Origin of the sequence: Paenibacillus mendelii (assembly GCF_024498075.1) — a bacterium.
In the GTDB taxonomy this organism is placed as follows: Bacteria; Bacillota; Bacilli; order Paenibacillales; family Paenibacillaceae; genus Paenibacillus_Z; species Paenibacillus_Z mendelii.
Genome location: NZ_JANHOF010000029.1, coordinates 13,158 through 37,429 on the forward strand (window position 1 = coordinate 13,158; position 24,272 = coordinate 37,429).

The 24,272-nt window shown below is 45.9% G+C and carries 20 protein-coding genes, 3 pseudogenes and 1 other annotated feature; of the genes and pseudogenes, 6 read left to right on the top strand and 17 right to left on the bottom strand.

Going from position 1 to position 24,272, the window contains the following annotated elements; all coding sequences use genetic code 11:
* Positions 1-13: 13 nt before the first annotated feature.
* From NNL21_RS34645 to NNL21_RS34660, 4 genes and pseudogenes are all read right to left on the bottom strand, one after another.
* Positions 14-895, bottom strand: a pseudogene (locus NNL21_RS34645) (HAMP domain-containing sensor histidine kinase); the annotation flags it as partial.
* 455 nt (positions 896-1,350) lie between these two features.
* On the bottom strand, positions 1,351-2,016 hold the full coding sequence (locus NNL21_RS34650; protein ID WP_204822092.1) for a response regulator transcription factor: 666 nt from the start codon (positions 2,014-2,016) through the stop codon (positions 1,351-1,353).
* Between the two features lie 52 nt (positions 2,017-2,068).
* On the bottom strand, positions 2,069-2,251 hold the full coding sequence (locus tag NNL21_RS34655) for a helix-turn-helix domain-containing protein (protein WP_204822093.1): 183 nt from the start codon (positions 2,249-2,251) through the stop codon (positions 2,069-2,071).
* 540 nt (positions 2,252-2,791) lie between these two features.
* The gene (locus tag NNL21_RS34660; RefSeq protein WP_204822094.1) at positions 2,792-3,631 is read right to left on the bottom strand and encodes a hypothetical protein; all 840 of its coding nucleotides are present in this window, start codon (positions 3,629-3,631) and stop codon (positions 2,792-2,794) included.
* 244 nt (positions 3,632-3,875) lie between these two features.
* On the opposite strand from NNL21_RS34660, the gene NNL21_RS34665 reads away from it, so the two are divergent.
* Positions 3,876-3,986 carry a putative holin-like toxin gene (locus NNL21_RS34665; protein WP_256555181.1) on the top strand — a complete coding sequence of 37 codons (111 nt, stop codon included), beginning with the start codon at positions 3,876-3,878 and terminating at the stop codon, positions 3,984-3,986.
* A 173-nt stretch (positions 3,987-4,159) separates the two neighbouring features.
* On the opposite strand, the gene NNL21_RS34670 is transcribed toward NNL21_RS34665, so the two are convergent.
* The 3 genes from NNL21_RS34670 to NNL21_RS34680 all read right to left on the bottom strand — a co-directional run bounded on the left by NNL21_RS34670 (position 4,160) and on the right by NNL21_RS34680 (position 7,249).
* A complete protein-coding gene (locus tag NNL21_RS34670) occupies positions 4,160-5,095 on the bottom strand; it encodes an ATP-dependent DNA ligase (RefSeq protein ID WP_204822095.1) in 936 nt (311 codons plus the stop codon).
* Between the two features lie 332 nt (positions 5,096-5,427).
* On the bottom strand, positions 5,428-6,036 hold the full coding sequence (locus NNL21_RS34675; RefSeq protein ID WP_204822096.1) for a hypothetical protein: 609 nt from the start codon (positions 6,034-6,036) through the stop codon (positions 5,428-5,430).
* A 286-nt stretch (positions 6,037-6,322) separates the two neighbouring features.
* Positions 6,323-7,249 carry a DUF4062 domain-containing protein gene (locus NNL21_RS34680; RefSeq protein ID WP_204822097.1) on the bottom strand — a complete coding sequence of 309 codons (927 nt, stop codon included), beginning with the start codon at positions 7,247-7,249 and terminating at the stop codon, positions 6,323-6,325.
* Between the two features lie 326 nt (positions 7,250-7,575).
* Between NNL21_RS34680 and tnpA the strand changes: the two genes are divergently transcribed.
* The 5 genes and pseudogenes from tnpA (at position 7,576) to NNL21_RS34705 (ending at position 11,084) form a co-directional block, all read left to right on the top strand.
* Positions 7,576-7,917: an IS66 family insertion sequence element accessory protein TnpA gene (tnpA, locus tag NNL21_RS34685; RefSeq protein WP_204822098.1), complete on the top strand. Its 342-nt coding sequence runs from the start codon at positions 7,576-7,578 to the stop codon at positions 7,915-7,917.
* Positions 7,911-8,264, top strand: a complete 354-nt coding sequence (gene tnpB, locus NNL21_RS34690) for an IS66 family insertion sequence element accessory protein TnpB (RefSeq protein ID WP_204822099.1) — start codon at positions 7,911-7,913, stop codon at positions 8,262-8,264. The genes tnpA and tnpB overlap by 7 nt, the downstream gene beginning before the upstream one ends.
* Positions 8,265-8,334: 70 nt before the next feature.
* Positions 8,335-9,888 (top strand): annotated as a pseudogene (gene tnpC / locus NNL21_RS34695) (IS66 family transposase).
* A 277-nt stretch (positions 9,889-10,165) separates the two neighbouring features.
* Positions 10,166-10,666: a GNAT family N-acetyltransferase gene (locus NNL21_RS34700; RefSeq protein WP_204822100.1), complete on the top strand. Its 501-nt coding sequence runs from the start codon at positions 10,166-10,168 to the stop codon at positions 10,664-10,666.
* Between the two features lie 157 nt (positions 10,667-10,823).
* The gene (locus NNL21_RS34705; RefSeq protein WP_204822101.1) at positions 10,824-11,084 is read left to right on the top strand and encodes an AAA family ATPase; all 261 of its coding nucleotides are present in this window, start codon (positions 10,824-10,826) and stop codon (positions 11,082-11,084) included.
* Positions 11,085-11,130: 46 nt separating this feature from the next.
* Here NNL21_RS34705 and NNL21_RS34710 read toward each other — a convergent pair whose 3' ends face one another.
* From NNL21_RS34710 to NNL21_RS34755, 10 genes and pseudogenes are all read right to left on the bottom strand, one after another.
* A complete protein-coding gene (locus NNL21_RS34710) occupies positions 11,131-13,683 on the bottom strand; it encodes a PKD domain-containing protein (protein ID WP_204822102.1) in 2,553 nt (850 codons plus the stop codon).
* Positions 13,676-13,822 carry a hypothetical protein gene (locus tag NNL21_RS34715; protein ID WP_204822103.1) on the bottom strand — a complete coding sequence of 49 codons (147 nt, stop codon included), beginning with the start codon at positions 13,820-13,822 and terminating at the stop codon, positions 13,676-13,678. The genes NNL21_RS34710 and NNL21_RS34715 overlap by 8 nt, the downstream gene beginning before the upstream one ends.
* A 50-nt stretch (positions 13,823-13,872) precedes the next feature.
* Positions 13,873-14,088, bottom strand: a binding site (T-box leader).
* A 268-nt stretch (positions 14,089-14,356) separates the two neighbouring features.
* Positions 14,357-15,967, bottom strand: a complete 1,611-nt coding sequence (locus NNL21_RS34720) for an extracellular solute-binding protein (protein WP_204822104.1) — start codon at positions 15,965-15,967, stop codon at positions 14,357-14,359.
* A 28-nt stretch (positions 15,968-15,995) separates the two neighbouring features.
* On the bottom strand, positions 15,996-16,892 hold the full coding sequence (locus tag NNL21_RS34725) for a carbohydrate ABC transporter permease (RefSeq protein WP_204822105.1): 897 nt from the start codon (positions 16,890-16,892) through the stop codon (positions 15,996-15,998).
* An 18-nt stretch (positions 16,893-16,910) separates the two neighbouring features.
* The gene (locus NNL21_RS34730) at positions 16,911-17,813 is read right to left on the bottom strand and encodes an ABC transporter permease (RefSeq protein WP_256555681.1); all 903 of its coding nucleotides are present in this window, start codon (positions 17,811-17,813) and stop codon (positions 16,911-16,913) included.
* A gap of 829 nt (positions 17,814-18,642) precedes the next feature.
* Positions 18,643-20,754, bottom strand: coding sequence for a helix-turn-helix domain-containing protein (locus NNL21_RS36680; RefSeq protein ID WP_204822107.1), 2,112 nt, complete (start codon positions 20,752-20,754; stop codon positions 18,643-18,645).
* A 160-nt stretch (positions 20,755-20,914) separates the two neighbouring features.
* Complete coding sequence (locus tag NNL21_RS34740; protein ID WP_256555679.1) at positions 20,915-21,583, bottom strand: DDE-type integrase/transposase/recombinase; 669 nt, start codon at positions 21,581-21,583, stop codon at positions 20,915-20,917.
* Between the two features lie 370 nt (positions 21,584-21,953).
* Positions 21,954-22,106 (bottom strand): hypothetical protein, encoded by a 153-nt coding sequence (locus NNL21_RS34745; protein ID WP_204822109.1) that lies wholly within the window; start codon positions 22,104-22,106, stop codon positions 21,954-21,956.
* Positions 22,107-22,445: 339 nt separating this feature from the next.
* A pseudogene (locus tag NNL21_RS34750) lies at positions 22,446-22,726 on the bottom strand (IS66 family transposase); the annotation flags it as partial.
* Between the two features lie 641 nt (positions 22,727-23,367).
* Positions 23,368-23,904 carry a P-loop nucleotide/nucleoside kinase family protein gene (locus NNL21_RS34755; RefSeq protein ID WP_309145371.1) on the bottom strand — a complete coding sequence of 179 codons (537 nt, stop codon included), beginning with the start codon at positions 23,902-23,904 and terminating at the stop codon, positions 23,368-23,370.
* Between the last annotated feature and the right edge of the window lie 368 nt (positions 23,905-24,272).

Consider the following 24,272-nt stretch of genomic DNA (forward strand, 5'->3'; position numbering starts at 1 on the left):
CTCCTCGTCGCTTTTACGCCTTCGGCAAGTTCATCCAAAACAGAACGCCGTCAGGGGCGTTTTCGAAAGCGAAATCAACATTTATTGACTCCAGCATTTTCCTCACAATGGTCAGTCCCAAGCCGCTTCGCCTGTCTTTCCGGCTCCGCGCCTTATCTACACGGTAGAATGGGTCAAACAGCTTCGGCAACACCGCATCGTCAATCCTTGCCCCTGTGTTTAGTATGCAAAGGCGGTATTGATTTGCCACAGGCTCACTCCATATCCGAATCTCACCGCCATTGGGCGTGTTCTGCACCGCATTCAAAATGATGTTGGAAAGCGCCTTTTGGAGCATTTTATGGTCGGCAAGGCAGGCCTCTCCGTCAGGAATGTCCGTAACAATACGCTGACCGTTTGCCTCAGCCAATATCTGAAAGTCAGGAAGTATGTCAGCAACTATATGTCTTATGTCCAGCCTTTCAGGAACGGGTACGATTTTCCCTTTGTTCAGATTAACAATTTCCAGTATTTCAGAAATAATTTTGCTCTGCGCGTCCATCATCTTCACGCATTCGCGCAGGTATTTGGGGTGGTCTTTGTAATCGCCTACATTTTCAAGCATTCCCTCCAACAAGACGCTTGTGGCTGCGATAGGCGTTTTGAGTTCATGGGAAGCCGCCGAGAAAAAATATCGCTGTGTTGCTTCCAACTCACGCTCCCGTAGGATTTCGTCCTCTAATTTGGATATGGTTTCTTTCAACTTGCCGTACATAGAATGAACATCTCGGGCTAATGCACCAAGTTCATCATTACGCTCCGGCAACGGCGGGACTGCTTCGAGATTAGCCATCTTATTCGTAGCATCCGCCAGAGTTTTGATTGGTCTTGTCATCTGCCTAGCAAAGACAAACGCGCTTATGACGCAGACAGCAAGCATAGCAGACAACACTACGAGGGCTTGCGCATTCCACTTATCGTAGTCTAACGCGAAAAGATCACTTTTTAGCACATAAAGTAAATAATCATTGTCCATACGCAACAATATTGTGCTACTGTAAGGTGGTGCGCCGCTTTCGATGCCGGATGTTTCGGCTTCGGGTGTTGCGTAAACAATGTGTCCTTCCATGTCCTTGATGTAGAATTGCATGGACTGGTTCTTTTCGTAGAACTGCCTCGCCACTTCTGTGATGTTATTTTCGCCTTTCGACTGGATAACGATTCTCTGATAGGTGCTGGTGATTTCCTGCAATCGAACACGTGAGAAATAGGAGATAATCTGTGTCGATAGCAGGGCTGCCGTCACGCCAACCAACAGTATCGAGAGAATTATTGTATAAATGAATACCTTGAAGAAGATTCCTCTTTTTTTCATGTCATTTCTTCCTCCACTCGGTAACCTACGCCACGAACAGTCTTGATAATATTATCCGGTAATTTCGCTCGCAGGTTTTTGATGTGGGTATGTACTGTGCTGACATCACCATCAAAGTCATAGCCCCATATGCGGGATAAGATAATTTCATGAGATAACGTCCTGCCCCTGTTCTGAACCAATAGCATAAGGATTTCAAATTCTTTGATTGTCAAGGGCAACTCCCTGTTTTCATAAACCGCCTTGAAATCCTCCGGCAAAAGCGTCAGCTTGCCGCAGCAGACTTCCTTTGCCAACGCGCCGCTTCGCCGGAGCAGGGCTTCCACACGTTTCAGTAGAAGCTGGATTTTGAACGGCTTTGTCACATAATCGTCCGCTCCGCCATCAAACGCCCGGATTTGATTATCGTCGTCTGAAAGGGCGGTCATCATCAAAATAGGCGTATTATTCAGCTTGCGAAACTCCCGTAAAAGCTCGTGACCGCTTATACCAGGCAGCATGATGTCGAGAATGACAACCTGGTATATATTATCATAATATTTTTTAAGCGCTTCGCTACCATCTAGGCAGGTGTCTACTTTATATCCGGCTTCGCTTAAAAAGACTTTGACGGTATTACATATATGCTCGTCATCCTCGACAAGCAGAATTCGTATGCCCATAAATATCCCTCCTGAAAAAGATAGCATTGTAATCTGTAGTTTCACTGTAGATTTAAGATTTTTTTCGTTCTGATTTAAATCGTCCATCAAATGGCTTTTCCGCATCCTTGGGCATTGCCCAAGAGCGCCCAAAGCGTACCACGCCGGGGATACGGTCTTCTTCACAGAGTTTTTGAACGCGACGCTCTGAGATACCCCATCTTTCTGAGGCCTCTTTCACTGACATTGCATCCATAATCGGCCTCCTACGAGTTTTCGTCCATTATATACGGATATACGAATAATATAAAGTTGATTTGCCCTGTGTCTACAGTTAGTTATCATTCACACAAATGAAACAACCGCCACTCACTGGTATGATATCCAGGGGGTGGCGGGCTTTGGATATGTTTCTCATGCAGACAAACAATTTCACGATACCTCGATGAAACGTAGAACCACAATAAGTTGCATCCCTAATCAGTCCAGCAAATTGGCATCTCATTTCAAGTTTGCTGACAATTCGGGTAGACTCAAATAATTCTTGGGAATGTGACTGCTGGAGAATAGGTATGTCTTATCATCAATTATTGCTTTGTACATAGACTAATCCCCCTTATAAGATCAACCAAAATTTGGATAGAGCTATCGTAACAAAATACATTTATTTTAGCTACCTTAAGATCAAGGGAGTATCACGTTAAACTGCCCGTTAGCTTAATAAAAACAAGGAACAGCTGCCACGGCAAACAGTTCCTTGTTTCGTTCAACTAACGTTCTAAGTTTAGCCCTCTCCTTAGTATTTGTTTGTCACTACCGATAATTGATCTGTTTGACCACCTAGCTTGTTGTCGACGGTCACATGGCCGACAGGGTAGGCAACTATAGTAATCTCGTCACCAACTGCAATATCACCGCTTGGGACAAGTCCAACAACGTCGATGATCGTACCATCTTCGGTAGTTCCGACAACCTCGGAAAGCATACCAATCTTACCTGTTTCACTATCTGGTGGGTAGTCTTGGACAATAGCGACATATAAAGTAAACTTGACTGGCTTTCCGTAATAATTCCATGGTGTCTTAAATACCGAACCAGCGGTGGCTTGAATGGGAGTGACTGGCTCGTTCTTAATGGCCTTCAACATGTCTATGGCTAGATGTATGTTGCCATTCTCCAAGGCATCTAACTCAGCGGTATTCCATTCGGGATTCTTACTTCTAGCAAGTGCCGCCTCTGCTTCAGCTTTTGCTTTTGCTTCTTCTTCAGCTTTCTTCTTGGCTGTCGCCTCTGCTTCAGCTTTTGCTTTTGCTTCTTCCTTCGCCTTTTTTTCAGCTTCCTTCTTTGCTTTTTCGTCCGCCGCTGCCTTAGCATCAGCTGCATCGTTTGCATCGTTTGCATCCGATTCTGCTACGGTAGTGGTGCTCTTGCCATCTTCGATACCTTTTGTCGTTTCATCAGGTGCCGCTGCAGTTATGGTTGCTATGAACAGAACGAATGAGATGAAAGCAAAAAGTGCCGTCTTACCGCGAGAAAACTGCATCTTCGTGAACTTGAGGAATGTGGATGGTTTGAAGATTGCAATAAGCAGATAGATGAATAAGAAAAACAAAATAATTGCAATAAAATTTAACAAGTTTGACCCCTCCGGTTATGTTTAGGAACTTTTCCCATTATATAATCAGTTTCCTTAGATTGGTAGAATTCTTTTAGGGAAAAAGTCACATGTATCTCTGATACCCATATAATAGAATTTTATCTGGAGGGATGTAAACAGCTAAAAGGTTTAATAGTGTTCTATGCGAATATGGTATAATTTAAATAAGTACATAGTAGGGCTTGAAAGGCGGTCGGCTAATCTCCCGAAGGGAGGTGATGCCTTGGAGGTTAAGGACGTATTGACGCTCATGATCGGGTTCGGTTCGATGCTAATCGCGCTGATTTCGCTGATTGTGACAATTGTCATTACACTAACCAACAAAAAGAAATAGACCGCCTTGGACAAGGTAACGGTCTATTTCTCGATCGACTTACTATCCGATAGCCTACCGCTCTTCAAGCGGCGTGTACCCGAACCGTAGATGTTTGCCGCATCTGCGGTTCTTTTCTTTAGTCTTAGCATATCATATCCATTTAAACCGTTCAATGGCTTCAAGATACCCCCTTACTCAATTTTACCCATCTCTCTGAGCTTCATTGTGCTAGGACTCATGTCCTGCAGAACGAACCCCCGGAAAACAGCATCTCGTAAATGCCCGGATTCTGTATGCTCCAAAAATTCAATCCAACAAGAGAAACCTGGCATTAACCACTGAACAGATCCGATCCGATCCTTATGCAGTTGCTTCGCAACATTCATCAAAGCTCGCTTTTCTTCCGGATTAAATCCATACTCCACCATTGTTACAGGCCCTTTACTCTCTGTAACGAAGATCCGGAACGGGCGGATCGCATAACCAACAATGCTACATTGAATTTGCTTCCGGTGTTTCCACTTAATCCATGACGTCGATCGGTGGCCAACTATGTATCGAGACTGGCTACCCTTCACTACTTTCGCAACAATTCCCTCCCAGTGGTTCTCTTTAGTCCAATCAAACAGCCCTCGCCCATCTCCGATCGTATAAGGTGAAACTTGTATATGAGCATTAACATTAATCAGGTTAGTAAGCAGCTGCTTTCGTTCAAGTAATGTCCGAGAAGCAACAGATTCACCCGATGCGTAAAGAATATCAAAGCACATAAAAGACACCGGCGATTGTTTCGCCTTCGCCATTATCCGGAATGGTTGCCGCAGCTGCGCCCTGGCGCTAAAACGTTCTAGAACGGGCCTATTACCAGAAGCGTCAAGGCATATACCCTCTCCATCCAATATTGCCGTTCTCGCTTGTATTTGAGGGGCTAACGATTGAAACTCAGGGAATGCCCTTGTCACGTTCATACCGCCGCGTGTAAACACATCAATTCGTTCATCCTCTTTGTGAATCAAAATCCTCCAGCCATCATATTTGGCCTCGTATAGCATTCTTTGATCAGTCAACGATATTGGAATTACCTTATGACTTGTTAGCAGCATCGGTTCAATAGCCCTAAATAGCATATCTACACCCCCTACTATATTGTGCCGTAAGCGACAATCAAAGCGCATTAGGGAATGGCTGGGTTGAGAAGGAATATCTGCAGAAAAAACGCGGGGCTGGAAAGGAAATACTGTGCTTGTCTCTTACTATTGGATGATATATAATGAATGGAATAACAACCGTTTCACGGAAGGTACTGGAGCTTGCTTCAACTACCAGAACAACATAACAATTAATGAAGGTATTATAACAGCAAAACCTAACTCAATCATACCTACATAAGTGAGGTATAGGCGAGGCGAGTGACCCCCATTCCAAGCGGAATGGGGGTTTTTATTTCATACTTCCATCCCTACTGTATCCACTCCTGCAGCGTTCGTTTTACCTTTTTCCCTTCTTGAACACACTTATCAATCGCATGGGCCAACATAACAGGAATGGTTATGAAATCATCTGGACTTCGAGCATCCAGGAATCTGCAAAGCTCTCGCAGCTGCTTAGTTCGTTTGATATCCAAGTCTTTTCGGATCTGATCGCCAAGAATCGGATACATGATGTCTTTCCTTTTTATCGCCGTCCGGATCAACAACGATGTGGCCATGGCCACAGAGCAATCAAGCGCATAAGCAAGCGCGGCAAATCTTTGATGTTCGAATTCGTAAAACTTCATAAATAGACGCTGCGAACCAATATCTTCAATCCGGAACGGATCCTTAGTCGAGTCACCGAAACAATAATGATTATCTTCGTAAACAAGATCCCGTCTGAAATAAACTCGGATTTCCTCAAGCATTTTTCGAGATTGAAAACCATCACGACACAGCAGCTCGCCAACAGACTTCATTGGCAAGTCGCAGATATAACTTATTCGTGAAACCATCTCATAGGTGTCCGTATCCAGGAAGGGCGCTACTGCCCTCTTCTTATCACTTCTGACTTTCCGTTCTCTCCCCTCACTCATATGAAGCCCCTCTTTCCTGCATCTAGGCTGGCAACAGTGTTGATATGTTGCGAGCTTATTTATTTTATATGCTAGGGGAGAGTGGATGTATGACAGGATCCAATCTTGTACATAATGATTAATGGGGGTGGAAATTATGTCCATGAGTGAAAAGAAAGCTGAAGCGTTGGTAAAGGATATCCTTCAATCCGTTTCACAAAACGGAATTAAAATACGAAAGAAGCCGAAGCATAAATAACACTGCTTCGACTTCTTATTTTTTGCGTGCGGGACTGCACCCGTTCCCTCAGTCTAATCCAAAGGGAAACAGTGCTTCATCCACAACTTTACGGAGCTTCCCTTTATGTACGTCGGATAAGGTTCTCAGTTGATCATAAATCACTAAGGGCATAACATACAGTCTGACGTTACTATAGCTGGTAGTCTCTTTTACCTCCAACAACCCTCGTTCTGCCAAGTTCAGAACAACTTCGTTGTAAGCATCAGACAAGTCACTACCACCCAAATAATTCCTCTTTTCCCAAGCTTGTATCGAGGGTAGAGTTTGATTGGCCATCCACCGGTATCCGAATTGCCTGTTTCCAGTATCAAGAGTATATGCCAAAAGTAAAATTTCATTTGAAGTCAATTTACCCGACTCCAATAAATCTTTCAAGGGTTCCACAATATCATGTCCGGAGTTGCCGGTCGGTACATTTTCTTGTTCGTCTGCTCGTTTTTTCTTGTATTGCATGACCTTCTTATAGAGATGGTCAATGATTTTCTGTCTATCATACGCGGAATAAATACCCTTATAGCCATATTCTTTTTTGAATTCGTCAACCTTAGCAAGTTGGCTGAAATCGGCATTTCTTTGAACGGCTTTGTCTACAAAGTAAAGCATGACCTCCTTTCCTTTTTCAATAAAGATACTGACTTCTTCTAACGTTCCAGATGAATGCGTCATAGTAGGCGTCCCTAATTTAGTCCAGAACACGCCAATGAGAATATCGCACTTATTGACTAATTGCTCATTTATAATTTGCTGTGGGTCGCTTCCTCGGTAAGTCGGAACAACATCCTCTTCCCAACGACCCGGGAGTAGGATCGTTTCTAATTCCTCCGCAAACCGACTATTCCACATAAAAATGACCTCTTCTATTTCGTTACGTTCCTGATTCACATCAGAGGGAGAAGCAATCAAAACACGTAATACTTCCGCTCTAAAGCTCAACCACTATCCCTCCAAATAACTGTAGTAGACACATTTTTGTTGTTCGATAAACTTACTACCTATTTTACCACTAATAGGATAGTGAGTATAACTGCTGCCCGTTAGTCATCCATGCCCCTTCCAGGGCACCACAAAGTAACGACGTTGGCCATTCTTCTTTTCTTCAACCTTCCCTTTTTTCCCAGCCCAGCGTTAAATGTTGAAGACTGCGGTCAATTTAGACCCGCAGCCTCCCCCATTCCAACGTAAGCGTCAAACTCTTCCCACCTTCAACTACTACGCTCGCTATGAGATCATGAGTTTAACCTGAGTCTGGAGGATAGCTCATGAATGCTAGAGAACAACGCAGACAAGATTGGCAAGTACGCATCGCAGCTTATCGGGCAAGTGGCCTCACAATGAAAGCTTGGTGCAACGCAAATCAATGCTCTATCGAACAATTGAAATATTGGCTTTACAAAATAAAACGTGGATCATCCCAGACTACTCCAGACCCAAAGACTTCTCCCGTACAATTTGTACCTCTTACTGCTGTTGATCCACCGGGCAGCGTTTCTTCTGATCCTTCTCTAATCCTTCATATCGGTGAGATCCGTGTTGAGCTCCATTCCGGCTTTGACCCGAAGCTTCTGCGCGAAGTGATTCACGTGCTTACTTCATCATGCTGACCTTTTCAAGCAATCAGCGTGTGTTTCTTGCCTGTGGTTCTACCGATCTGCGCAAGTCGATCGACGGACTTGCTGCCATCGTCCAGGAAAGCTTCGGTTTAGATCCCTTTTCTTCCGGCTTGTTCGTATTCTGTAACCGAGCATGCAACAAACTCAAAATTCTTTACTGGGATTATAATGGATTCTGGCTTTACTACCGCCGCCTGGAACGGGGCAGATTTCAATGGCCTACTGGCAAGGAGGAAGTTGTGGCTATTTCAAGCAGAGAGCTCCGCTGGCTGCTGGATGGTCTTTCACTCAGCCAACGGCAAGCTCATCCCAAGGTCAATGCCGTTTCCGTCATTTAGTCACATCTTTGTAATCATTTCGCCATAGGTGCTTACAGGGATTAGGTGTTTATTATCTAATGAGTAAAGTATGGAAAAACATGCAGATACGCCAACCATTGAATCTCTACAACAACAAATCATTGAACTATCGGCCAAGCTCAAATGGTACGAAGAGCAGTTCCGCTTAGCGCAGAAATAGCGGTTTGGTGCTTCCAGTGAGCAGACGCATCCGGATCAATTAGAGCTCTCATTGTTCAATGAAGCCGAAATGCTGGCATCACCTGTTGGTGAAGAACCGCGGTCTGAAGAGATTACCTACGAGCGTCGCAAGTCATCCGGTAAGCGAATAGAGGATCTCTCCAAGCTTCCAGTAGAAACCATTACCTATTCACTGGAGGAAGGCGAGCAAGTATGTACGTGCTGCGGTGGTTCTCTTCACGAGATGAGTACAGAGACGCGCAATGAAATTGCCGTTGTACCGCCACAAGTGAAGGTCATTCGTCACGTACGGAATGTGTATGCCTGCCGCCAATGTGAACGTGAAGATATTCAGACCTCCATCGTAACAGCTGCAATGCCTAAACCTGTTTATCCGGGAAGTTTGGCATCACCGTCGAGCATGGCTTACGTCATGAGCCAGAAATACGTCGACAGTCTGCCGTTATACCGGCAAGAGCAGCATTTCGCGCGTCTTGGATATACGTTATCTCGTCAGACGATGGCGAATTGGATAATCTATGGTGCCGAGAAATGGCTTACGCCATTGGTCTCTGTGATAAAAGCTTTTCTGTTAAAGCAGGATGTGCTTCATGCAGATGAGACAACGCTGCAGGTACTGCGTGAGCCCGGGAAGTCTGCGCAATCGTCCTCGTATCTGTGGCTTTATCGCACCGGACGTGGCGTAACGCCGGCTGTCATCTATGATTACCAGAAGACTCGAAGCGGTGAGCATCCGCAAAGCTTCCTATCTGGGTTCAAAGGTTACCTGCATGTGGATGGATATGCGGGCTACCATAAGGTTAAGGATGTGACTCTTGTGGGATGCTGGGCACATGCGAGGCGCAAATATGACGAAGCGCTGAAAGTTGCTCCGCCAGCGACGAGAGGGAACAAGGATTCAGTAGCTAATCAAGGACTGGCTTACTGTAATGCGCTATTCCAAATGGAGCGCGAGCTGAAGGATGCTTCGCCAGAAGAGCGATATGCCGAGCGAAAGAAGCGAAGCCTTTCCATCCTAGAGGATTATTCGGTGTGGCTCAAGCAACAGCGCTCTCAATCCTTGCCGAAGAGTCTGGCTGGACAAGCGATTACTTACAGCCTGAATCAATGGAAGAAATTGACCTCATTTCTGAAAGATGGCCGGCTCGAGATCGATAACAACCGAAGTGAGCGATCTATCAAGCCATTCGTGATCGGGAGAAAGAATTGGTTATTCGCGAACACGCCCCGTGGCGCGAAGGCTAGTGCGACGATCTACAGCGTCATCGAGACGGCGAAGGAAAACGGACTTCTTCCGTTCCAATATCTAAAGTACCTGTTCGAGCAGCTTCCACAGCTTCCGGATCCACAAAATCCAGAGGCACTCGGGCCTTATTTGCCATGGTCATCTTCGATTCCGATTACTTGTCGTGTGATGGGATAGGCATGATCTAGTTGGAGGTTATGTGACGCTTACCTCGATTCCGTTCCTCCGTTCGCTCGACCTTCTCCTTTAACCCTTCATAAAACATTAGTCGATCATTCACCCGTATACACACTCCTATATAACTTATATTAACACATATTGGAAGTATCCTGCCCGTTACTTGAGACAGAAAAATATTGAACTTACTTTTTTGTATGGTAAAATAGTTTTATACGTTAGGTCGGCTTTTAAGCAAAGGCGTTACGAATTTATATTTCTAACGGAGGCAATATAGGTGGAATTATTAACAGAAAGATTAATTATACGAACTCTAGAAAACATAGATTATCCTAATTGTGTTATAAATAATGTGGAATCTTTTGCGAATGACACAAAAGGGCTTTTTAATTGGATAGTTTCCCAATATGCCAACATGGATATTGTTAATGACATAATTTCTCTTGGCGTTTTTCAAAGGGAAACGGGAGACTACTGTGGATATGTGGGTGCAGGAAAACACGTAGAGTTGCACGAACCTGAAATCTTTTACGAGATATTACCTGAAAAAAGAGGGTTTGGATATGCTAGCGAAGCTGCTATAGCAGTTACAAAGTGGGTTTTTGAATACTACAAAATACCATATTTAATCGGAACTGTTGGGGTGGATAACATTAAATCACAAAAAGTCTTGGAACGAAGTGGTTATCAATTTATCGACTATAGAACATCTTTATTGCAACAACCTGAGGGTAAGCATTCTGACTATAAATATTATAGATTTTACCCTACAGTATAAGCATTGAATGCCAAAGACAGCTAAACAACCGCTATTCGTAATAATCAAGATTATCAACCAAAACTAAATACAGATACACTCAATCCCCTAAACGGCAGGCAGTTCACACCGTTTGGGGGATTTTTGTATACAACAAAAACTCAAGGAGTGATTACAAATGCAAGGAATTAAATCATTATCCGTCATAGACGGTAAAAGCCTGTTGGCTCTTGATGTTGAGCCACCAAAGTTTATCATATTACGGTTTCTTCCAGTCGGACTGCACATCCTTTCGGGGAGTGCTAAAATCGGTAAGTCGTGGCTATCATTATGGATATGTCAGCAGGTTTCTGGTGGTGAAATGGTTTGGGAGTTTGAAACGCTGAAATGTGGTACACTTTACCTTGCTCTGGAAGATACCGTTGACCGCTTACATTAGTAACAGGAGCGGGCGCTTCTGGTGTGCTTTGACGCTTTCATTCCAACTATTTAATTGTGTGTTGTCTCCAGTATTCGTCATCGACGATCCGGACTTTCACAAGCGCACTTTCCTTCTTGTAGCCGGTATCGGTTGTCAGAACGAATTTGAAATACAGATCTTGATCATCCCAATCAATCATTTCCTTACTCCACATGCTGCCATTCCAAACGTCAGGGCTTCCAGGTAAGTTACTGGAATATGACGTCGCTGCTTTGTTGCTGTCCAGCATATAGGCATCTACGCGTACTACATGATCCCCTACTGTATTACCACGAAGCATAAAACGTTCGCCTGGGAAGAAATACCATGATGGTCTTTGTGCTCTTCCTGCCTTCGCAGCTGCTGCATTGTATTTCTCCAGATTCTTTGTCCATGTTTCCGTGTGATACACAGTACCGGTAATGCTAATCGGCAGTACCTCAATGTCTTTCACCTTTGGAGCTATATTACATAACCCCTTAACATCGCAGACATTCAAGGTTACTCGGTATGTTCCAGCTTGGGCAAAGTTAATAACTGGCTCAAACTCGGTACTCGTCGTCTCTGTGTTCTTATCAAGATGGCGGATCGACCACGAATAGGTCATAGCATCCCCATCCGGATCAGTTGACAGGTTAATTAAGTAAATATGGTCGCCTTCCCATATCGGCTTAACCTTCCAATCAAAGTCCGGTACTGGTGGCCGATTTGTTTCTATAAAGAAGAACTTGGGATTGCTCCACTCTCCCCAATCATATCCATCATAAGCGCGTACCATGATGTACATGTGCACCTTTTCCGGTAAATCAGTATCAGGTTCCCAAGTGAGAGCCGCGCCACTCAAAATTCCGGATTCTTGCTCCAAAATCCCACCATAGCGATAAATACGGACTTGATACTTCTTCATCGTATCACCGTCGCCGTCCGCATAGGTCCATTTAAAGGTTGGTTTCGCTACGGTTATTTTCTCCGGATTGAGCTGGTCCGTGCTACTTGGATATGTCACCTGTACAACCGGCAGACGATTAATGATGTCAATCGTATCAATAAACTGATCGAATTGACCAAGTTTGTCCTCGACGACTTGCCGGATTTGAAAAGTGCCCATCGTGTTAAACGACTTTTTCCAGCTCGTTCGGACCGTACTTTGCAGCGTTTCAAAGCCGCCCTCCGTCAAATTGCGAATATAATATTGATGAGGAAGGTTTTCCCTAGCGCCATCTTCTTTGTCCTTGGCCGTTGAATTAATTGTGACTTCAACGTTCCGATAGGTCGTCTTGTGGCTGAGTGTAAATCCAGCTTTAGGCGGCTCGTCTGGCTGCGGAATCTGAAACACGTTAATCTTTTTCACCAAATAAGGACTCCAGGCGTCGTACTCATCTTTCACGGCTAGACCAACCGTATATTCGCCTTTCTCTTCAGGGGTAACAAGCTTCTGCTCCACCGTTAAACCCGAAGGTGTAATATAGTAGAACTTTTTCTGGAGGATCCCCTTTGTCGCTAGATAATCGATACCGGTATCTTCCTTTGAGTAGTTGGTCGCAGTAAGGTATCGATCTAAATCGCGGCTCCGATCCGTCCATTTGATTGTGTAGTCCGGATTGAATCCAAGATCATAATCTGCGATTGGTGCGCGGTGAACGATAAGCTGCCGCGCTGCACGATTGGAATCTTTCCGGTACGAATCAAATTCCAATGACGGGTATGGATAGTCTGGATTAGCATCATCTTGCGTATCATAGTTCACTTGATACAATCCAACTTTATCCATGATCATAATAGGCTCTCGATACGTCTTCCCATCATGGCTTGAAATTCCTGATTTACCGTCCCCGGCATCCAAGAATTTTTGAGACAAATGATCATAACGCCAATTTGTTTTATCTTTGATCATTGGATCATTTGCGGTATCACTATTTAGGATGGAGTAAATCATATCCTGTCCTACTATCGCGATTCCTTGAAGCTTCGCAGAAGAACTGATTGGTGTTAGATCCGAATAGGCCATGTTTTTAAATTCTGCCCACGGTATTTCTGAGTAAGGCCCGAATCTTCCTTTCTCATACGTGCTATCTGTAACATCAATAAGGGGAACATTGTTGATGTAAACTTTAATCTGTTCATCCAGCACCTGAATTTTGATAGCGTACTCCGTTTTTGTTTTCACGGCATACGGAGCATTTTTTAGTACCGTACGAACCCCATTAACGACCTTCACCAACTGTATCCCTTTGGTACTCATCTCAACTCTATACATGTTTCTATTATCTTGCGCATGGAATGAGAATCCAGAATACCTATCTACGCCATAATAAGGATAGAAATTAAGTTTCAGCTTATAATTTAGCTGTATATTCTTAAAGTCCTTACCATTTAGTAACTGTTGGGGTGTTGCTAATTTATCCGGTTGATTTTCTACGCTTCCCTTAACAAACAGGGAGCCTCCCCCTCTACTAGCAACACTACCGTCACTATAGTAGCTAGTATATGTGTGAGATAATTGTAGATACCCATCAGTAACGCTCAAGTAATAGTTAACGCTACGTCCAGAGTTTGTGTCCATCCAAGAGTCAGTCATGTTTCAATGTCCGTGTATCACCGCCGTACATACGTACAGCCTCTTTTGACTTTCCACATGCAAGGCGATCGTACTTATCTTGTTCGATAGGTTTTCGCAGAATGATGCGGTTTCCGTAAATGGTTGGCGATTCATTCATATAAAAGTCCTCCCTTAGAATCCATTCTAAAAAATAAAAAATCCCGTCTCCGAAGAGACGAGAAATTTATCTCGTGGTACCACTCTAATTCGATCAGGCCTACTGATCCTCTGCGTTGATAACGGGGACAGCCCCGATAAACCCTAATATTAGTTCAGGTATATGTCTCTGAAGTGCGCTTCATTAAAGACGTCACATCGGGCTCTCACCAATTCCCGACTCGCTAGGCGGCCATCTAAAACTACTCTCTTCGTCGTCGACTTCGCCTGGACCGTGAAGCGGGAGCCGGATACGCATTCGCAGTGAATCGACCAACGGTTACCAAGTTCGTCACCGCGGCACAGACCGCGCCGGTACACCTGCTGATTCAAAAGCACAATATTCTTTTTCAAGAAGGGCTCACTCTCGTTTTATACGTACGTTCAGCTTAACTCCTTGCAGACACACGATACTCGTCTCTGCGATACCGTAAAAAAAGAAACGTCCGCCCTTTACAGGCAGCCGTTTCTTTCTCAATGCACCTTCTTAGCCGTTTCAGTTCGCTCCGGCCCAGCGGTCGTAGGCAGCCTGATACACTTCGAGCAGCTTGTCCACGCGCATATCCTCAATCGTCTTCAGAAAGGTATCCCATTTCTCCAGTGGAGCTTCGCCTGTCACGAGCTTGGCTTCCATGCTTTCCAGATACGTATTGAGGTCGGTTTCAATGCCCTGGATCTGCTGTCGTTCCTCCGGCAGCAAGTAGATTTCGGGGAACACGGGCTCGCCGTAAGGCGCAAGTTTCTCGTCTACCTCTTTAATCCGGTATTGATGCATGGTATCTTTCCAGTTTGCTTCCACCTCATTGGGAGTAAACATCGGCACCGCTACGCCGACGGCCGGTGTGATGCTGCCGCCGCGATATTCTTCAAGATTCATGCCTTCGGGAGGTTTCCTGTATTTGCGCAGCTTCTTCTCTGCATCGGCCCATTCCCACAGATCGCCTTCCTTGCCATAGTGGACCAGTATTTCCCCTTCCGGACTGTACAAGTAATCAACCCATCGGATCAATGCTTCCGGATCTTTGCTTTTGTTCGTAATGGCGAACGTCCCTCTGGACATGCCCGAGCCTTCGGTAATCATCGGCTTACGATCGGCAGAGCTTGTAAGGGCGGGAAGCACTGGATGAATGATGGAGCTCTCGGCATCCCCGCCCAAGGTGAGGTAGGGGACCGAATCCCTGAACATACCGATCTGTCCCGCATTGCCTTTAGCGGATTTCTGTTCCATCGTCTGAGAGAACGTGCCTTGGTCGAGCAGCTTCTCTTTCCACAACCTGTTCATAAACGTCACATACTCTTTGTATTCAGGCTGAACGGCTCCATAAATCACTTTGCCATCCTTTACGATATGGGCTCTCCCCACAATGCCGAAGGCAGGCAGAAGGACGCTGCGGACATCGTCGAGATTAATGGACGTAAGCGGGATTTCGTCCTGCTTGCCATTGCCGTTAGGGTCCTTCTCTTTAAATGCGGTCAGCAGCTCATACAGTTCATCCGTCGTATGGGGGAGCTCCGTTATCCCCAGCTTTTTCAGCCAATTTCCGTTAATCCAGGTGGCCGGAAGTTTGGCGATCGGTGCCATGTTAATGGAGGGCAGCGCGTAGATATGACCGTCCGGCGCGGTGACTGACTTTTTAATTTCGGGATGCTCATCAAACATCTTTTGGATATTCGGCGCGTATTTCTCCACTAGACCTTCAAGCGGAATAAGAACACCCTGCTTGCCGTACGTAATTTCATCATCCGGAGTTAGCTGGCCGCCGAAGAAGACGTCGGGAAGCTCGCCACTGGCGAAAGCCAGGTTCTTCTTCTCGGCATAATTTGCCGCCGGAGGCGTGTTGAAATCAAACTGAATGTTGGTCATCGTCTCCATTTCTTTAAAGAAAGACAGGCTCTTCCACTCGCCGACAAGCGCATGCCGGGCACCCATCATCGATACCTTGATCGGGTCTTTCACAATGGGATACCCCGTCTGATTGAAATTACTGCTTGGTTCCTGATTTCCTTGCCCCGTCTCCGGTTTATCGCCCCCTCTATTCGAGCATCCGCTCAGCAGCATCGACCCGGCAATCATACAAGTAAGACCATAGGTTAGCCATTTTTTCATAGATTCCAATCCCCTTTTACCGAATATATTATTCTTTAATGGAACCGACCAGTGCGCCCTTCAGAAAGAACCGCTGAAGGAAAGGGTAAGCGATAAGCAGCGGGAGCGTAGACACGATAATGACGCCGTATTTCAGGATAGACGCGATACGCGCTTGCGCAGCCAAGGCTTCTCCCTGAATGGTACTGCTGGATAAATTCTCGGAACTCATCTCCTGGGCGACGAGAATTTTGCGCAGCACCATTTGTAGCGGGTACATGCTGTCGTCGTTCAAATAGATCAGCGCATTGAAATATTGATTCCACAAGCCAACCCCGTGAAAGAGTGACATGACCGCAATGATGGGCAAGGAAAGGGGCAGCGCGACACGTAGAAACGTATAGAAATAGGACGCTCCGTCCACCTTGGCCGCCTCCACAAGCGGGTCGGGCACATTTTGCTGGAAAAATGTCTTGGCCACCAGGATGTCCCACGCTCCCACCACCCCGGGAATGACCATCGCCCATACCGTGTTGAGCATACCTAATTGCTTCACCAGCAAATAAGTCGGTATCAGCCCTCCGCCAATCATCATGGTCAAGAGAAAGTACCACAGGATCAGCTTTTTACCCATCAATTCTTTTCTCGAAAGCGCATAGGCGCAAGGTAGCAGCACGATCAGATGCAGCAGAGTCCCAAGAATCGTATACAAAATACTGTTTAAGTACCCCATCCATATTTCGTTGTTATGCAGAATGCGTTGGTAGCCTTCAAAAGTGATACCCCTTGGCCATATCCATACCTGCCCGCTGTTCACAAGAAGAGGATCGCTAATGGATGCGGACACGACGAACAGGAGGGGGAATACTATAATTCCGATGACAATCAGTAGCAATCCACTGTTGATCCAATCAAATACCCGGTCAGAGGATAGATTCCGATTCATGATGTTGGCTCCCCTCCTTTACCATAGGCTGTTGTCTGTCGTTCTTCTGGCAATCAGATTGGCCAGGACCAGCAAGGTGACATTAATAAGCGAATCGAATAGTCCCACTGCGGCTGAGAAACTGTACTGCGACTGCAGCAGACCGCTGCGGTATACGAATGTCTGAATGACGTCGGACGATGACATATTCAACGGGTTCTGAAGCAGCAATACCTTCTCGAAGCCGATTGACATGAAGCTGCCCATCGTCAAAATAAACAAAATGATAACAGTCGGCATAATGGCGGGAATGTTGATATGCCATATGCGGCGCATCCGCGATGCACCGTCAACCGATGCAGCATCATGCTGATCCGGATTTACACCAGCCAGCGCCGCCAAATAAATGATCGCTCCCCATCCAAGACCCTGCCATTGGCCCGACCATACGAAGATGTGTTTAAACCATTGCGGCATGATCAGAAATGGGATCGGGCTGCCTCCGAAAACCTTAATGATGCTGTTGATCAAGCCGGTCTCGGGGTCCAAAAAAGCGATAACCATACCCGCCATAACAACCGTCGAAATAAAATGTGGGGCGTATGTAATCGTCTGCGCCCATTTCTTGAAGGTTGCATTCTTTACCTCATTGAATGAAAGCGCCAAGATAATCGGCAATGGGAACAACAGCAGCCCATACACATTGAGAACGAGCGTATTTCGAATGAGGTCTTTGAAATAATAGGAGTTGAAAAACCGCTGAAAGTGATCCAGGCCGATCCACGGGCTTCCCCAGATCCCCTTGGTGGCAATGTAATCCTTGAAGGCAATTTGCACACCGTAAAGTGGAATATAATGCAGGATGAAAAAATAAAGCAGCGCGGGAAGAAGCAGTACGTACAGCTGCCAGGTTTTTCCCAAATTTCTCAGAAACGTGCCGATCGCTGAGTGCGATGCTCTGTCGGTGGCCCGACCGGCTTGATCCAAGGCTTCCTCCGCATTGAGCAAATGGATCTCCTCCCTCAAATTCATGATGTTGCATACCAATAACCACCGGTGTTGGATACGCTTTCATTGTGTTTCATTTTCCTATCTCCGTAAATATGTCATTCTTACTGATGACAATGCAGGGAGCCGAATTGTTGGCGGAGGCAAGGGCTTACCGGTATAGGCGATATGTTATTTTTGACCTTCAAAAAGGTCTTGTATGCCAAATGACAACGTCCGCAGCGACCTAAGAAAAACGCCTGACGGTGTACTTCACGTTCGCGAGTTCAAGTTCGTCCAAGCTCCGGATGGCAAACCTTAGTCATCCTAGCAGATGGCCCGTTCGAAGGACAACGTAAACGCTAAAGGACCTCGCACATGCTAGAGGAACTTCGAAACGCTAACGGACACAGCAGATGCTAAAGAAGCAAAATCCAACCGGTTCCGATTCTTAGGGTCACCACCGTCGCTAAAACCGATCAGGGGCTTATTCCTCTAACAAGGGCTCCTATGACCGTTAAATTCCAGACCGGGCTGGAAAAATATCGTCCGTGGTGTCCGTTAGCCCCGAACTGAGCCGCCTTGGCGGGGCGACAGCTAGTGTTGTAGACCACCCTTCGGCCTTGGTGGAGTGCAGCATTTATACATGCTTGCACGCCGGGAAAAAGCGGCTAACACCGTACATAACGCTGACGCAAGTTTCTTCCTTTCGAATGTGATCGAAAATAATTTAAAAAAAGAGCATCTCCGCCATGGAAAATGCCCTCCCATTTTCAATGCTTGATTAGTTTGTTCTTTGCTTTCGGTATTCGCCCGGCGTCAATCCCATCGCTTTCTTGAATTTGCGGATGAAATTCGGCGTATCGAAATAACCAACCTCCTGAACAATGGTTCTGATCGGTTTGTCCGTCAGCTCCAGCTCCCTCTTGACCGCATTCAACCGGAGCTCCCACAAGTACTGCATGAACGTAATATCCGTTTTCTCCTTAATAAACCGGCTGAGATAGGAGTCGGACAATTTGAAGTGGGCTGCCGTCCCTTCCAGGCTGCAATCGCTCTCACGGAAATGCTCCTGGATGTAGAGGATGATCTGCTCGCTCAGCTGCAGCGTCTCCATCTCTTTATTCAGCGCTGCCTGCCGGCAGATTCCTTCAGTCCATTGGTACAGCAGCTTCTCCAATTCTTCAATGGATGTAAAGTTGACGATCTGCTCTTCAAGCTCTATATTCGCATATTCCACGCTTGCCGCCGCCCGGAAGACGATATTGATGACATCGAAGCAATAGCAGCGAAGCAAATCAATCGGCACACGCAGCGTTCTGAGCTCATGCAGCATCATTCCGAGCGTTTCAGCCGTTGCCTGCTTATTGCCCTTTTTTAAACCCTGCGTAAGCTTCAGGTGAAGATCGCTCTGATACCAGCCGCTTGTCCCTACCCGGTCTCCTGACGGCTTGAAATAAACGACTGCATCGGTCCTGCTGCTGCCGGCAAGCTTGTAATCCGTTGCCGCCGAGGCCTCGATATACGAGTTATGTACACGGGTAAGATCGTCGTAAATCCCCCCTACCCCCATCGTTAATCCCCGCTCCTGATTCCGCTTCTGCTGTCCCAAGCTGCGAACCATATTCTCGACAGACGACGTGTCGTTAGACAGGCAATTAATCACGACGGCGACCGCATGGTCATGAATGAGCTCCACGCCAAAGCCAATCGCATCCTGCAGCTCCCAGCCTTCCAGCTTCAGCAGCAGCGAACTCCGCATCTTCGTTTCATGCGATACCATGCCATCGTCGGAAATGTAAACCACAAAAAAATACGGGTAAGGAAAAACAATACCGGACATGGCGCAAATCTCGCGGATATTATCCGGGTCTTCCCAGCTTCCGCCCAGCAGCTTCAATAGACATTGATCCCGAACATACGGCTTCTGTACCGACATCCTCTCCTGCATCCGGTTAACCGGGCGGTATTGGCGTACGGCAAAAACCAGTGCCAGGATCAATCCCGTGAGCACTAGCCAAACAGCGATAAACAGCAGCAGCATCGGAAAATGGAACGCTTTTTTAAAAAACTGAGCAGTTGGCATAGCCGTCACGAATGTCCAGCCGGTTTCGTCCGAGCGGACCGTGACGATTGAATATTTTGTATAATGAATGGTGGCTTGAGTGACATCCGTCCGGGACAGATCAACGGAGGCCAGATCTTCGAATTGAAGCTTCCCGCCATTATCCTGCGATAAGATCATCTCGTTATTGTCGTTTGTAATATAAACATTGCCCTCGAAGTCGCCAAGCGTACTCTGGATCATTTTCTGAAAAACGTAGTCTTTGACAAAATAGATAACCGTCCCGTGTTTGTTTGTATCATGCGGCGGAATAGGACATAGAAACAGCATCGTGCCCTGCCTTTTATTCCCTGCCGATTGGAAATAGTCCGCAGGCAGAACCGTGGTCGTCTTAAGCCCTTTGACCAAATTGAGGAAGCGCTCCTTCTGCGCATCGTCCGCCCCCAGAACCCGCTTCAGCAGGGTATCGACGGAGTAGTAACCCCGGTCCGAATATATATTTTGCGAATCCCGGTAGAAAAGCAAGACTTCATCGATAATCGCCGTCGATGACTTGTAAATCCCCAATCTCTCGATCGCATTCCGGCTGCTGTACGGATGACTGACCATATAAGGCGTAAGATCCGAGTCATAGGTGATCCGGGCAGCGATCTGGTTCATTTCATTGATCCGGTTATAGGTCAGCTCGCTGGCTTGCAGCAATTTATTTTTGTTGGCCTGTTCAACCTCACTATTCCACCTCTCTTCGGTTTGATGATAAATAAATAAGATCATAACGATAAACGGGACGAAAAAAATAATCAGATAAGAGTAGACATACCGTTGAAACACCTTGGACTTAATAAATGATTTGAACAGCGGTTACACCCCCTAACGTGACACTGAACCTCTTATCCGATTGGTTACATAGAATTGCTCGATATTGCTGCAATATTACGATAGATTCATACCTTTATTTCTTTTGGCTTCACGACTCCTAGCGAGATAGCATCTATCCGTATGGTGAAATGCCGTAGATGCTACCGAGGATCCGATTATGATTGTAATGATGAATAAAGAGACTCACGATATCAAACGCCTGTTGATAGCTTTCAAATTCGTGACGCTGATAGCACTCCGACTCCAGAATAGCATGGTACGACTCGATATGAGCGTTCTTATTGGGTTGGCGTATACGCTCATGAGTAATACAGAACTGTTCACAGGCCTCTGCAAACCGATGACTGATGAATTGCGGACCATTGTCAGATCGGATTACAGGCTTATTCTCCTTGTCAAAAAGCCGGCGCTTCATCAGTGCTTTCTGCGTGATTTGAATCAAGTCTCTGGCCTCGCAGGATAGTCCATGGTGATACGTGACAATGGCCCGATCAAACACATCAATGATGCTTAGCAGGAAGAAGAAGCGCTGCTCATTTTCTATCCAACCATACTTAATATCTGTTTCCCACAGCTGATTGGAATCGGTGATGAGCCGATTATTTACAAGTTTTTTGGGATGCTTGATCTTTAGCTTGCGCTGTGGACGCAGCACATTCATTTGCTTGCACAAGTGATATACTTTCTTTTTGTTAATCACCAGTTTAGGATTGCGTTGCAAGATTTTCGTCAACTTACGGTATCCATAATTGGAGATGTACTCGTCGGCTAGCAGTTCCATAATCCATTCAGATCTGCTCGTCGCTTATTCGCTTGCCATCTTTTGTATAGGAGTAACCAGGCGCGGGGCGACCGCACCTATGGTTTTTTTCAGGTTCATGCTTGCTTCTATTCACATATGCATAGTACGTTGAGCTCTCCACTTCCAGGACGCGCAGCACGTAAGAGATGGAATGCCCTAACTCAATATATTTTTGGACAATGCCTATTTTATCCTCAAGTGAGGGTTCGTTTTTTTAGTATGTCTTTGAGAATGTCCCTCTCTATGGCTTGCTCAGCAAAGAACTTCTTCAGCTTCTCATTTTCTTTCTCCAATTGTGCATAATCCTCTGCAGTAGGCACGAATTTTGCTTGATGGTTGTCCCATCCAGTCACTCAATATCCTTACGATCCAACTCTCTTGCCCATCTGACCATCTTCGGATCCAGCTCATGTTGTCTTGCTACAGCGGTCATGTTTCCAATTTCCTTTCCCTTGGTAACCACCGTTTTCTTGAAATTTAATTCATACTGTTTTTTCTTCATTTCGTTCCCCTCCGCCTCAATATTATTGTATCCGAGTAAGGGGTGTTCTGTCCCAGTCTCCTCGGGGGCTAAAAAGACAGCATCCATCCTCAAACCGATATACAGCGCTTTCAATTCGATAATATGCAAACGCATTGAAACGTGCGGAAGGATACTCTTTCGGTTTGTTCCTTAAAATCTCCTTCTTGCAATCGAAGAAATGTATCATTTCGAACTGGTTTTCCATTGAAATACGAAACGGACGTCTGCAGCAAAAAACCAGGCTGTCCTGACTCCGTATATACGTGAGCGTCAAATAGCCCCCACCTAGCAGTCAGATGGGAGCGAGTGTAAGATGAACTATCTGAGACGGCAGCTGTCCGGTAGTTGCGGTGACATGGCATACACGACTCTAACGCTTGGCTCCTGCAAATCGGCAAGCTGCGGCAACTGCTCAAAGATATACGTGAGATACCAGAATGGGTGCAGCCCATTCTCTTTAGCCGTTTCGGTCACGCTGTAGATGGCTGCGATGGCCTTAGCTCCGCGCGGCGTATTCGCAAACAACCAGTTCTTGCGCCCGATTACAAACGGCTTGATCGAGCGCTCCCCCCGATTGTTAACGATCTCCAGCGCCCGTCCTTCATGAAGACCGTCAGCTTGTCCCGCTGGTTTAAGCTGTAGCCGATTCACAATCAAACGTTTTTTTGTTCATTTTTTTTTCACTTCCACCCTTGGCTCAGTTACTTTGTGCTACATCTGCTTCTCGTTTGCTGGTGGAATGCTTTGTGAAACTGGATCCTTTAAAAAGGAGCAGTTGCCGCGGTGATATGCCCCCTGGATCGTTCAACTATCGTGTCCCGTTAGCTTAACCTCTTGTTGCAAACTACAGGACCTTAACTGTAGCAACCTCTCTGCCAGCCCATAGTCTAAAGGTGTATCCTCTGACAAGATCTTGCCAAGGCGCATCATCTACTATAAATCGTACATCAGCGTATGTATCCCATGTGCCTTCAATCAGACCTGTAATTCTAACTAGTACGGTCCAAGCCTCACCGGTAAACTGTTTACCCTCAAGGCTTCCGTAGTTTATGATTAGATCTCGCAGCCAAGTATTACAGGGATACTTGCTTGGATCACTGTCCCATGTAATAAGTGCTTTGACGGAACGTATTGTTTCCATACAGACCTCCCTTGTTCAGCAGAAGCTGATAAGTTGAACTAACGTGTCCCGTCAGCTCAATAATAACTAGGTTCAGGAAACTATTTTGCGAAGATGATCTTATGTTTCGATGACTGTTTCCCCTTCTCCAGAAGGGGTCTCAAAACCGCTTAAATACTGGGTTAGAATGTCCTCGGTGATCGGAAATGCCGCATTGGCGTCAAAACGCTCGCTCCGAATAAGAAGCCTCTGACGCAATTCTTCCGGCTGAACCTTTAAGTGAATCAGCTCCCACACGCCTCCATGCCGCTCGATCAGTTGCTTGTATTCATTCCGTCTTTGACGCCGCCAAAAGCTAAAATCGATGACAGCATGGTGCTTTGCCCGGATCAAATTGACCAGTTCCTTTCGCAACTTTATTTCCGATTCTTTTTGATAGGACTCATAATTTTGCTCCGGATAATCAACACCAAAACGTCCATGTGTGGTCCAAATATCCTCGTCTATCGAAAGCCGGAGGAATCCCTCTTTCTCCAGCTTTTGCGCAAAGGTCGTTTTACCCGATCCTGCCACGCCGCACATCATAACAATGAAGGGAGCTGCGCTCATACGCTTTTGCTGTACCAAATTTTCGATAACAAACTTTTCACTTATCACAATACATCATCTTCTTTCTATTACTGTACATTGTTAGGGTATTATACATGACTACAACACAACACTTCATTATCCTGCCTCTATGGAGAATCACTTTTCTCTTAAATGCTCACGTTTTCTTAGATTTTGACCCAAGTTCACTTCTTAGCAGATAACATTTCAGTGGAACGAAGTTGAAGAAGAAGAAATTTATGGGGCGGTTGAAGTGCAAAAAAACCTCCACCTAGACCACTCACTTTAATAAGTGGATGTTATGGTAAAGTATGGTTGCACCTTTGGATCTCCACATGAGCTCATGGCGGTCAACCCTCCCACATCTCGCAGAGTCTACGCTCCCACATTCCTTCATTCAACCTGTCCATGAGGTG